Origin of the sequence: Ornithinibacter sp. (genome assembly GCF_035443565.1) — a bacterium.
Taxonomy (GTDB): Bacteria; Actinomycetota; Actinomycetes; order Actinomycetales; family Dermatophilaceae; genus Fodinibacter.
Genome location: NZ_DAORSO010000022.1, coordinates 17,213 through 28,409, shown reverse-complemented (window position 1 = coordinate 28,409; position 11,197 = coordinate 17,213). Strand labels below are relative to the sequence as shown.

10 protein-coding genes and 1 tRNA gene are annotated in these 11,197 nt (G+C 68.9%); 1 reads left to right on the top strand and 10 read right to left on the bottom strand.

All coding sequences use genetic code 11. The annotated features are described in order from the left end of the window. The 10 genes from rpoB to PLL68_RS04440 all read right to left on the bottom strand — a co-directional run. Positions 1-3,205: DNA-directed RNA polymerase subunit beta (gene rpoB / locus PLL68_RS04485; protein ID WP_324532032.1), on the bottom strand; the 3,205-nt coding region annotated here is incomplete at its 3' end. A gap of 394 nt (positions 3,206-3,599) precedes the next feature. Beyond that, the gene (gene rplL, locus PLL68_RS04480) at positions 3,600-3,989 is read right to left on the bottom strand and encodes a 50S ribosomal protein L7/L12 (protein WP_324532030.1); all 390 of its coding nucleotides are present in this window, start codon (positions 3,987-3,989) and stop codon (positions 3,600-3,602) included. A gap of 83 nt (positions 3,990-4,072) precedes the next feature. Then, entirely contained in the window at positions 4,073-4,696 is a 624-nt protein-coding gene (gene rplJ, locus PLL68_RS04475) for a 50S ribosomal protein L10 (protein ID WP_324532029.1), read from the bottom strand. A gap of 308 nt (positions 4,697-5,004) precedes the next feature. Beyond that, complete coding sequence (locus tag PLL68_RS04470; RefSeq protein WP_324532027.1) at positions 5,005-5,565, bottom strand: HdeD family acid-resistance protein; 561 nt, start codon at positions 5,563-5,565, stop codon at positions 5,005-5,007. Further along, positions 5,562-6,740: an AI-2E family transporter gene (locus PLL68_RS04465; protein ID WP_324532025.1), complete on the bottom strand. Its 1,179-nt coding sequence runs from the start codon at positions 6,738-6,740 to the stop codon at positions 5,562-5,564. Before PLL68_RS04465 ends, PLL68_RS04470 begins: the two co-directional genes overlap by 4 nt. A gap of 224 nt (positions 6,741-6,964) precedes the next feature. Next, entirely contained in the window at positions 6,965-7,681 is a 717-nt protein-coding gene (gene rplA, locus PLL68_RS04460; RefSeq protein ID WP_159900950.1) for a 50S ribosomal protein L1, read from the bottom strand. Positions 7,682-7,823: 142 nt separating this feature from the next. After that, positions 7,824-8,258 (bottom strand): 50S ribosomal protein L11, encoded by a 435-nt coding sequence (gene rplK / locus PLL68_RS04455; RefSeq protein WP_159900952.1) that lies wholly within the window; start codon positions 8,256-8,258, stop codon positions 7,824-7,826. Positions 8,259-8,338: 80 nt separating this feature from the next. After that, positions 8,339-9,208, bottom strand: coding sequence for a transcription termination/antitermination protein NusG (gene nusG / locus PLL68_RS04450; protein ID WP_502910666.1), 870 nt, complete (start codon positions 9,206-9,208; stop codon positions 8,339-8,341). A gap of 67 nt (positions 9,209-9,275) precedes the next feature. After that, positions 9,276-9,533, bottom strand: coding sequence for a preprotein translocase subunit SecE (gene secE, locus PLL68_RS04445; protein ID WP_324532022.1), 258 nt, complete (start codon positions 9,531-9,533; stop codon positions 9,276-9,278). Positions 9,534-9,646: 113 nt separating this feature from the next. Further along, positions 9,647-9,719 (bottom strand) — tRNA-Trp (locus PLL68_RS04440). Positions 9,720-9,896: 177 nt separating this feature from the next. Here PLL68_RS04440 and PLL68_RS04435 point away from each other — a divergent pair. Then, the gene (locus PLL68_RS04435; protein ID WP_324532020.1) at positions 9,897-11,195 is read left to right on the top strand and encodes an aspartate aminotransferase type Ic; all 1,299 of its coding nucleotides are present in this window, start codon (positions 9,897-9,899) and stop codon (positions 11,193-11,195) included. Positions 11,196-11,197: the final 2 nt, after the last annotated feature.

Here is an 11,197-nt window from a genome sequence, read left to right as displayed (position 1 = left end):
AGGCGGCGCCGTACGCCTCGAGGGCCCAGACCTCCATCTCACCGAAGCGCTGGCCACCGAACTGGGCCTTACCGCCGAGCGGCTGCTGGGTGATCATCGAGTAGGGGCCGGTGCTGCGCGCGTGGATCTTGTCGTCCACGAGGTGGTGCAGCTTGAGGATGTACATGTAGCCGACCGAGACGGGCTCGGGGAAGGGCTCGCCGGAGCGACCGTCGAACAGCCGCGCCTTGCCGCTGCCGTCGATGAGGCGAACGTCGTCACGGGTCTTGGTCGTCGAGTCGAGCAGACCGATGATCTCGTCCTCGCGGACACCGTCGAACACCGGGGAGGCGACGCGGGTGCCGGCCGGGGCCGAGCGGGCGTCGTCCGGAATGAGGCGGGCCCACTCCGGGTCACCGTCGATCGTCCAGCCACGGCTGGCTGCCCAACCCAGGTGCAGCTCGAGGATCTGGCCCACGTTCATGCGTCCGGGGACACCGAGCGGGTTCAGCACGACGTCGACCGGCGTGCCGTCCTCGAGGAAGGGCATGTCCTCGACCGGGAGGATCTTGGAGATGACGCCCTTGTTGCCGTGGCGGCCAGCGAGCTTGTCACCGTCGGTGATCTTGCGCTTGTTGGCCACGTAGACGCGCACCAGCTGGTTCACGCCCGGGGGCAGCTCGTCGCCTTCGTCCTTGTCGAAGACCTTGACGCCGATGACGGTGCCGGTCTCGCCGTGGGGCACCTTCAGGGAGGTGTCGCGCACCTCGCGCGCCTTCTCACCGAAGATCGCACGGAGCAGGCGCTCCTCCGGGGTCAGCTCGGTCTCACCCTTGGGCGTGACCTTGCCGACGAGCAGGTCGCCGTCGCGGACCTCGGCGCCGATGCGGATGATGCCGCGCTCGTCGAGGTCGGCCAGGACCTCCTCGGAGACGTTCGGGATGTCCCGGGTGATCTCCTCGGGGCCGAGCTTGGTGTCGCGCGCGTCGACCTCGTGCTCCTCGATGTGGATCGAGGACAGGACGTCGTCCTGCACGAGCCGCTGGCTGAGGATGATGGCGTCCTCGTAGTTGTGGCCCTCCCACGGCATGAACGCCACGAGCAGGTTGCGCCCGAGGGCCATCTCGCCACCGTCGGTCGCGGGACCGTCGGCGATGAGGCCGCCGGCCTCGACGCGGTCACCCTCGGAGACGATGACGCGCTGGTTGTAGGAGTTGCCCTGGTTGGACCGGTTGAACTTGTTGATCCGGTAGGTGCGGGTCGTGCCGTCGTCACCGGCGACGGTGACCAGGTCGGCGGACACCTCGGTGATGACACCGGCCTTCTCGGCCACGACGACGTCACCGGAGTCGACCGCGGCGCGGTACTCCATGCCGGTGCCGACGAGCGGGGCCTCGGCCCGAACGAGCGGGACGGCCTGACGCTGCATGTTCGAGCCCATGAGCGCACGGTTGGCGTCGTCGTGCTCGAGGAACGGGATCAGCGCGGTCGCCGCGGACACCATCTGGCGGGCGGAGACGTCGATGTAGTCGACGTCGACGGCCGGGACGTACTCGACCTCGCCACCCTTGACGCGCACGAGCACGCGCTCGTGGGCGAAGGCGGTGCCCTCCTCGTTGAGGGTGGCGTTGGCCTGGGCGATGACGTGCTCGTCCTCCTCGTCGGCGGACAGGTAGTGCACGTCGTCGGTCAGGCGACCCTCGGTGACCTTGCGGTACGGGGTCTCGATGAAGCCGAAGGCGTTGATGCGACCGTAGGACGCGAGCGAGCCGATGAGGCCGATGTTCGGGCCTTCCGGGGTCTCGATCGGGCACATGCGGCCGTAGTGCGAGGAGTGGACGTCACGGACCTCCATGCCGGCGCGGTCGCGTGAGAGACCACCCGGGCCGAGCGCCGACAGGCGACGCTTGTGCGTCAGGCCGGCGAGCGGGTTGTTCTGGTCCATGAACTGGGAGAGCTGGCTGGTGCCGAAGAACTCCTTGATCGACGCCACGACCGGGCGGATGTTGATCAGGGTCTGGGGCGTGATCGCCTCGACGTCCTGGGTCGTCATCCGCTCGCGCACGACGCGCTCCATCCGGGACAGGCCGGTACGGACCTGGTTCTGGATGAGCTCGCCGACGTTGCGCAGGCGGCGGTTGCCGAAGTGGTCGATGTCGTCGGTCTCGACGCGGATGTCGACGGCCTCGCCGCGGCGGTGGCCGGGCATGGTCTCCTCGCCGGCGTGCAGCGCGACGATGTACTTGATCGTGGAGACGATGTCCTCGATGGTGAGCGTCGACTGCGACAGCTCGCTCTCCAGGCCCAGCTTCTTGTTGATCTTGTACCGGCCGACCTTGGCCAGGTCGTAGCGCTTGCCGTTGAAGTAGAGGTTGTCGAGCAGGGTCTGCGCGGCCTCCTTGGTCGGCGGCTCGCCCGGACGCAGCTTGCGGTAGATGTCCAGGAGCGCGTCGTCCTGACCCGTGGTGTGGTCCTTCTCGAGGGTGAGTCGCATCGACTCGTAGTCGCCGAACTCCTCGAGGATGCGCTCGTTCGTCCAACCCAGGGCCTTCAGCAGGACCGTGACCGACTGCTTGCGCTTGCGGTCGACGCGAACGCCGACCATGTCGCGCTTGTCGATCTCGAACTCGAGCCAGGCACCGCGGCTCGGGATGACCTTGGTGGTGTAGATGTCCTTGTCGGACGTCTTGTCGGGCGTGCGCTCGAAGTAGACGCCCGGGCTGCGGACGAGCTGCGAGACGACGACGCGCTCGGTACCGTTGATGATGAAGGTGCCACGCTCGGTCATGAGCGGGAAGTCGCCCATGAAGACCGTCTGGCTCTTGATCTCACCGGTGGTGTTGTTCATGAACTCCGCGGTGACGAACAGGGGTGCGGAGTAGGTCTGGTCCCGCTCCTTGCAGTCCTCGATCGAGTACTTGACCTCCTCGAAGCGGTGGTCGCGGAAGCTCAGCGACATCGAGCCGCTGAAGTCCTCGATGGGAGAGATCTCCTCGAAGATCTCCTCGAGGCCGGAGCGGTCGGGGACGTCGGTGCGCCCCTCCGCCTTGGCCGCGGCGACCCGGGCCTGCCAGCGCTCGTTGCCGAGGAGCCAGTCGAAGCTCTCGGTCTGGAGGGCAAGGAGGTCGGGGACCTCCATCGGCTCACGGATCTTCCCGAAGGAGAGCCGGCCGGTCACCGTCATTGCGGTGTTCATGTGCTTGGACGTGGTGCGCGAGGCAGCCAAGGAGGGTTCCTTCCACAGGCCTGTTCAGAACATCTGGGCTGGCTGCACCCACCGGAACCGCCCGTCGTGGACACCGGCCGCGTTTCCTCCCGGGTAACCGGGGGCATGGCGGCGCGACGACTCAGCGACGAGTGGGGGCAGGTAGGGGGCAGCGCAAAGTGACAACATACCCGAAGAAGGCACACCTGTCCAACCGAGTCAAGCCCCCTGGCTCCGGTTGCGGCCCACTGCCGAAGCGGTGGACCGCATCAGGATGACGGTCGGACACCCGGTCGTCAAGGCAACCCCCCGATCTGTGCACAACTGGCTCAGGCACACGCACGACGGGCGGGCCCGGACCGTGTGGTCCGAACCCGCCCGTTGGCGGTGCTTCAGTCCCCCGAGGGGGACCTGGTCACTTGAGGGTGACGGTGGCGCCGGCGCCCTCGAGCTGCTCCTTGGCCTTGTCGGCCGCAGCCTTGTCGACCTTCTCGAGGACGGCCTTGGGGGCGCCGTCGACGAGGTCCTTGGCCTCCTTGAGGCCGAGGGAGGTCAGCGCGCGGACCTCCTTGATGACGGCGATCTTCTTCTCGCCGGCGGACTCGAGGACGACGTCGAACTCGTCCTGCTCCTCGGCGGCGGCGGCGTCGCCGCCACCGGCGGGGGCGCCCGCTGCGGCCACGGCGACCGGGGCGGCGGCGGTGACCCCGAAGGTCTCCTCGAACTGCTTCACGAACTCGGAGAGCTCGATGAGGGTCATCTCCTTGAAGGCGTCAAGGAGCTCGTCGGTGCTGAGCTTGGCCATGATGGCGTCCTTTCTGAACTGCGGTATGCCGTGAGTGGCGTTTTGGTGGTGGAGTCACCGAACCCGGTTGCCCGGGTGTCGGATCACTCCGCGTCGCCACCCTCGGCGACGTCGGTGGCCTCGGCCGCGGGTGCGGCGTCAGCGGGGGACTCGTCGGCCGCGGCCGGGGCGGCGGCACCGGAGTCCGGGCCCTCCGTCTCGACCTTCGCCCGCAGCGCGTCGACCGTGCGAGCGGCCTGCGAGAGCGGAGCGGCGAAGAGGTAGACCGCCTTGCTGAGCGAGGCGTTCATGGCGCCTGCCAGCTTGGCGAGGAGAACCTCGCGGGACTCGAGGTCCGCGAGCTTGGTGATCTCGGCGGCGCTGAGGGCCTTGCCGTCCAGCACACCGCCCTTGATCACCAGGAGCGGGTTTGCCTTGGCGAAGTCACGCAGACCCTTGGCAGCCTCGACCGGGTCGCCCTCAACGAAGGCGATGGCGGTCGGTCCGACGAGCTGACCGTCGAACGCGGTCACCCCGGCGTCCTTGGCGGCGAGCTCGGTCAGCGTGTTCTTGACCACGGCGTAGGTCGCGTTGCCCCGCAGGGAGTTGCGCAGGTCGGTGATCTGCTTCACCGTGAGCCCGCGGTACTCCGTGAGGACGGCGGCGTTCGAGCTCTTGAACTTGTCAGAGAGCTCGGCGATGGCCGCTGCCTTGTCGGCACGAGACATGGGCGCCTCCTTCCGTCGTGTGGACCTCCGGTCGAGGGGCCCGACACGAGAAAGAGCCCCGGCGCAGGGCACGGGGCTCAGGAGGGCGGACGTGAAGCGAGCTTCACGGCATCCGACATCTGATGTCGCGGCCTGCGCTGGTTGCCCGCTCTCACGCGGAACCTTCGGTCACGTGCGGGTGCACGCGACAACCGGCGGTCTTTGGTCAAGCCCAAGGGTACGGGTCGAGGCGGTGAGACCCAAATCGCGTCGATCAGCCGGCCCTTGGTGTGGGCCGGCTGATCGAGGGTGAACCGAGAACCTGGCGGTCAGGCGGACACGGCATCCGGCAGTTCTGCGGCCTTGCGGCGCACGATCAGCCCGAGCACGAGGAAGACGACACCCCAGGCGACGGCGATGACTCCGAGCAGCCAGACGATGCCGACGACGGCCCGCCCCGGGTTGGCGATGAAGATCCAGCCGAGCGCGATGTCGAGCAGCGCACCGAGCACCAGCAGCCAGCGCGGCGCGACCTGCACCGTCCCGAGGGCACCCACCAGCTCGAAGACGCCGCGCACGAGCAGCCAAATGCCGAGCACCCAGGTCAGGGCGGCGGCCGCCATGCCCGGTCGGGTGAAGGCCAGGAAGGCGACGACGAGAGCGACGGCCGCCATGCCGAGCAGCAGCATCCGCTGCCCGCGGCCCAGGCCCTCGGTGAAGGCGTTGGCGGCCAGGCCGATGCCGTCGACGAGGGCCCACACTCCCCAGAGCACCACGACGACGACGATGGTCTGCTGCGGCCAGGCCATCGCCACGATGCCGAAGACGATGCCGATCAGGCCGCGCAGGACCAGCAGCTTCCAGGATGCGGTGAGGGACTCCTTGGTCATGGTGATGTCTCCGGTTCTTCCGTGGCGTCGGGGATGGTGGTTGCAGCAGGGGGGCCGACAGCTGCAGGGGGCATGGGGGGATTTGCAGGTTCGGGGGTGGTGGCGGTTGCGGGTTCGGGGTCGGCTGCTGGGGCGGGGACCCCGGACAGCAGCGGGCCGAGCCACTGCGACCCCGGATCGACGTCGACGAACAGCGCCTTGAGGAGCAGGGTCAGCGGCAGGGCGAGGATCGCGCCGAGCGGGCCGAGCACCCAGGCCCAGAAGACGAGCGACAGGAAGGTCAGCGTCGTCGTGAGGCCCAGCGCGTCCGCCTGGTACTTCGGCTGGATGATCGACTGGATCACGACGTTGATGACGGAGTACAGCACGATGACGGCGAACATGAGACCGGGGCCGCCCTCGAGCAGGCCGATGATCGCCGGCGGGATCACCCCGATGACGAACCCGACGTTCGGGATGAAGTTCGTGACGAACGCGAGGACACCCCAGACGAACGCCCCCGGGATCCCGAGCAGGGCCAGCACGACGGTGTCGATGGCCGCGACGATGAGGCCGAACACCGTCGACACCGTGAGGTAGGTGCGCGTCCCCTGCGCGAAGGACGTCAGTGACGCCACCACGTTCGGGCGTTCCTCCCGGGCCGCGAGCAGGTGGGCCGGGAACTTGCCCGAGTCGAACCCGATGAACAGCACGAGGGTTGCGACGAAGGCCAGGCTGGCGAGGATGCCCACGAGGTTGGCCGTGAGCCCGGTGAGGACACCCGCCAGCCGGCCCAGGTCGACGCTCGACGCGACGGCATCCACCTGCTCGTCCTGCAAACCCAGGCTCCGCAGCGAGGTGCTGACGCTGGCGACGAGGTCATCCATCTGCGTTGCGTACTGGGGGATGAGGCTGGCGAGCTTCGCTCCCGAGACGGCGAGCGAGGCCACGAGGGCGATGACGATGAGGTAGACGAGCGCGATCGTCGCGAGGATCCCGGCCCACGCGGGCGCCCCACGGCGCTCCAGGACCCCGCGTACCGGCGACACGGTGACGACGAGCACCACCGCCAGCGCCGTGGGTGCGAGGAGCCAGGCGCCGGCCCGCATGCCGGCCACGGCCACCACGGCCGCAGCCACACCGAGCAGGATGAGGAGAGGTCGCGGGATGGGGGCCGCGGCACGCGTGGTCTCCATGGACGGTTCCTGTCCGCTCGCTCGGCGCCGGTGCCGTCTGGCCGCCTGCGTGGATCCGAGCGTACTGACGCCCAACCCGGGTTGACTCGCCCTCAGCGGGTGGGGCCCGGCGTGTCGCGACGTGGCGCCGGGTCGGGGTCGTCGCCCGATCGTCCTCACGGATGACGCGAGAGCCCGCCTCCCCCATCGGGGAGGCGGGCTCTCGTGGTGTCGCGCTGGGACGATCAGGCGTCCGCGGTCTCCTCGAGGAGGTTGCGGGTGCGCGTCGCGTCGAGCGGGATGCCGGGGCCCATCGTCGTGGCCAGCGTGGCCTTGGCGATGTAGCGGCCCTTGGAGGCCGAGGGCTTCAGACGCAGGATCTCCTCGAGGGCGGTCGCGTAGTTCTCGACGAGCGCCTTCTCGTCGAAGGAGACCTTGCCGATGATGAAGTGGAGGTTCGCGTGCTTGTCGACGCGGAACTCGATCTTGCCGCCCTTGATGTCGGTGACGGCCTTGGCCGTGTCCATCGTGACCGTGCCGGTCTTCGGGTTGGGCATGAGGCCGCGGGGGCCCAGGACCTTGCCGAGACGACCGACCTTGCCCATGAGGTCAGGGGTGGCGACGACGGCGTCGAAGTCGAGCCAGCCGCCGGCGACCTTCTCGAGCAGGTCGTCGGAACCGACGAAGTCGGCGCCGGCAGCCTTGGCGGCCTCGGCCTTGTCGCCGTTGGCGAAGACGAGGACGCGGGCGGTCTTGCCCGTGCCGTGCGGGAGGTTGACCGTGCCGCGGACCATCTGGTCGGCCTTGCGGGGGTCGACACCGAGGCGCATGGCGACCTCGACGGTCTCGTCGTACTTGGCCGACGCGGTCTTCTTCGCGAGGCGAACGGCGTCGAGCGGGGCGTAGGTGACGTCGGCGTCGATCTTCTCGGCGGCGGCGCGGTAGGACTTGCTGCGCTTCATGTGCTGCTCCTGGTGTGCTGCGGTGGAGGTGTGGTCAACGGGCCAGCGCTGGCCCTGCCACCGGTGGGGCGCCGACGTGGCGCCCCACCGGCATCCGGGTTCGGATGCCGTGGCACCCGCACGGGCGGGCGCCGGTCCGGGCTCAGAGCTCGGTGGTGATACCCATCTGGCGGGCGGTGCCGGCGATGATCTTCATCGCGGCGTCGATGTCGTTGGCGTTGAGGTCGGGCATCTTGACCTCGGCGATCTCGCGGACCTGGTCCTTGGTGAGCTTGCCGACCTTGACCTTGTGCGGCTCGCCGGCGCCCTTCTGGACACCCGCGGCCTTCTTGATCAGCTCCGACGCCGGGGGCGTCTTGGTGATGAAGTCGAAGGTGCGGTCTTCGTAGACCGTGATGACGACGGGGATGATGCTGCCGCGCTGGTGCTCGGTCGCCGCGTTGTACGCCTTGACGAACTCCATGATGTTGACACCGTGCTGACCGAGCGCGGGGCCGACCGGCGGCGCCGGGGTGGCCGCGCCGGCCTGGATCTGCAGGTTGATGTACCCGGAGATCTTCTTCTTCTTGGGGGGCATGTTCTGTCCTTGTGGTGGTGGTGACGGGCCGACGCCGTGGGCGATGACCCCTTTGCAGCCCCGAACCCCGGGGCAGGGTCCTACAGCTTGGTGACCTGGCTGAACGACAGCTCGACCGGGGTCTCGCGACCGAAGATCGACACGAGCACCTTGAGCTTCTGGGTGTCGGCGTTGATCTCGGAGATCGTGGCGGGCAGGGTCTCGAAGGGCCCGTCCATGACGGTGACGGACTCGCCGACCTCGAAGTCGACGACCGTGGTCTCGCGCCCCGCGCTCGACGCGGATGCCGTGCCGCCCGCTGCCGCGGCGGCCGCAGCGGCCTCGAGGTCGGCCGGCTTGATCATCGAGTAGACCTCGTCGAAGGTCAGCGGCACCGGCTGGTGCGCGTTCCCGACGAACCCGGTGACCCCGGGGGTGTGGCGCACGGCGCCCCACGACTCGTCGGTGAGGTCCATGCGGACGACGACGTATCCCGGCATCCGGACCCGGCGGACGAGCTTGCGCTGGCCACCCTTGATCTCGGTGACCTCTTCCATCGGGACCTGGATCTCGAAGATGTAGTCCTCCATGTTCAAGGAGGTGATGCGGGTCTCGAGGTTGGCCTTCACGCGGTTCTCGTAGCCGGCGTAGGAGTGCACGACGTACCAGTCGCCGACCTTGCTGCGCAGGTCGTCCTTGAACGCCTGGACCGGGTCGACCACGTCGAGGCGGTCGCCGTCCTCGTCGGTCGCGGAGGCAACCGGGGTCTCGGCGGCGTCATCGTCGGCGGAGGTGTCCACGTCATCGTCGGCGGAGGTGTCCACGTCGTCGGCGCTGTCGACACCCACGGCGGCGTCCAGCCCCTCGGCCACCGAGTCCGCCTCACGCGACCCCTCGGTCACGGTGTCGGGCAGCACCTCGGGCGCGTCGTCGGACGCTGCGTCGGGGTTGTCGGTCCACTGGTCGGACACGGGAAACCTCTTCCTTGTTCGGTGAATGCCGGATGGTGCGGCCGTGATGGCGCCTTGCGGCGCGGCGTCAGGAGCCGAACACCAACCCGACGAGCTTGCTGAAGCCCAGGTCGAGCCCGGACACGAGGGCCATCATCACGGTGACGAAGACGATGACGACGAGCGTGTAGTTCCACAGCTCGTTACGAGTCGGGCGGACGACCTTGCGCAGCTCATCGAGGATCTGGCTGACGAACAGGGTCAGTGCCTTGACCCACCGGGAAATGGGGTTGCCGCCCGACTCCTTGCCCTTGGCGGGCTTGGAGGGAGTCCTGGTCTGACCCACGTCAGTCACGGTGCCTCTTCACGTTCGTTGCCATGTCGGTGCCTTTGCGCGCGGCGCGACCGCGAAGGCACCCATCGTTCGGATGCAGTCGTGGACGAACCACACGTGCGACGCAGGGCAGGAGGGACTCGAACCCCCAACCGCCGGTTTTGGAGACCGGTGCTCTACCAATTGAGCCACTGCCCTACGAGTGTCCCGGTCGGGTGGGGCACTCGCCCGGTGCGACCGTCACCCTCGGGCACGCCGAAGGATGGTGATCACACCGAAGGGCAAGCATACGCGACGCCCCCACCCGGGCGCGAACTCGCTCGCGACTGCGGCGCTCGTGGGCGGGTCCGGTCCCTGCTCTGCCACGATATGGGGGTGAGCACCGACACCGCAGCCACCACCCCCCTCGCCGAGCGTTCCCCCCAGGAACTGCAGGCCTACCTCGAGGAGCAGCGCGCAGCCTACGACGCACTGTGCGAGCGCGGCCTGACGCTGGACCTCACCCGTGGCAAGCCGAGCAGCGCCCAGCTCGACCTGTCCGACAGGTTGTTGTCCCTGCCCGAGGGGGTCAAGGACGCCGACGGTGTCGACGTGCGCAACTACGGGGGCCTGACCGGCCTGCGGGAACTGCGCGAGATGTTCGCCGAGCTGCTGTGGGTCGACCCCGACCAGCTCGTCGCCGGTGGCAGTTCCAGCCTGACGATGATGCACGACGTGCTCGTCCAGCACCTGCTGCACGGCGGGCTGGACTCGCCCAGGCCGTGGAAGGACGAGGAGAAGGTCACCTTCGTCTGTCCGGTGCCCGGGTACGACCGGCACTTCACGATGCTCGCCTCCTACGGCATCGAGATGGTGAGCGTGCCGATGCTGGCCGACGGCCCGGACGTCGCCGCCGTCGAGGCCCTCGTGCGCGACGACCCGTCGGTCAAGGGCATGTGGATCGTCCCGACGTACGCCAACCCGGCAGGGTCCGTGGTCACGCAGGAGGTCGCGAGCCGGCTGGCGTCGATGCCCACAGCGGCCCCGGACTTCAGGATCTTCTGGGACAACGCGTACGCGCTGCACCACCTCACCGCCGACGAGGCGAAGTCGGCCGACATCCTCTCCCTGTCCTCGGCCGCCGGGCACCCGCACCGACCGATCATGTTCGCGTCGACGAGCAAGATCACCTACGCCGGCGCCGGGGTCGCGTTCCTCGCCGCGTCCCGCGACAACATCGCCGCCTACCTGGGGCACCAGCAGTTCGCCTCGATCGGCCCCGACAAGGTCAACCAGCTCCGCCACATCCAGTTCTTCGGCTCGGCGCAGGGTGTGCGTGACCACATGGCCCGCCACCGCGAGATCCTCGCTCCGAAGTTCGCCGCGGTGGATGCCGCGTTGACCGCCGAGCTGGACGGCCTGGGCATCGCGGAGTGGACCCGCCCGGCCGGCGGTTACTTCGTCTCCCTCGACGTCCCGGATGGCTGCGCGGCCCGCGTCGTCGCCCTGGCGAAGGCCGCCGGCATCGCCCTGACCCCCGCGGGGGCATCGTTCCCGCACGGTCAGGACCCCCGCGACCGCAACATCCGACTGGCACCGTCCTTCCCCCAGCTGGCCGAGGTCGAGACGGCCATGGCGGGGGTTGCGACGTGCGTCGCCCTCGCCGCCGCTGAGCAGCTCACGGCCGTAGGCTGAGG

What these genes read in the sequence shown, in the direction of transcription:
- rplL (WP_324532030.1), bottom strand. Translation starts at nt 3,989, where the DNA reads ATGGCCAAGCTCAGCACCGACGAGCTCCTTGACGCCTTCAAGGAGATG.
- PLL68_RS04465 (WP_324532025.1), bottom strand. Translation starts at nt 6,740, where the DNA reads ATGGAGACCACGCGTGCCGCGGCCCCCATCCCGCGACCTCTCCTCATC.
- rplJ (WP_324532029.1), bottom strand. Translation starts at nt 4,696, where the DNA reads ATGTCTCGTGCCGACAAGGCAGCGGCCATCGCCGAGCTCTCTGACAAG.
- rplA (WP_159900950.1), bottom strand. Translation starts at nt 7,681, where the DNA reads ATGAAGCGCAGCAAGTCCTACCGCGCCGCCGCCGAGAAGATCGACGCC.
- PLL68_RS04470 (WP_324532027.1), bottom strand. Translation starts at nt 5,565, where the DNA reads ATGACCAAGGAGTCCCTCACCGCATCCTGGAAGCTGCTGGTCCTGCGC.
- rplK (WP_159900952.1), bottom strand. Translation starts at nt 8,258, where the DNA reads ATGCCCCCCAAGAAGAAGAAGATCTCCGGGTACATCAACCTGCAGATC.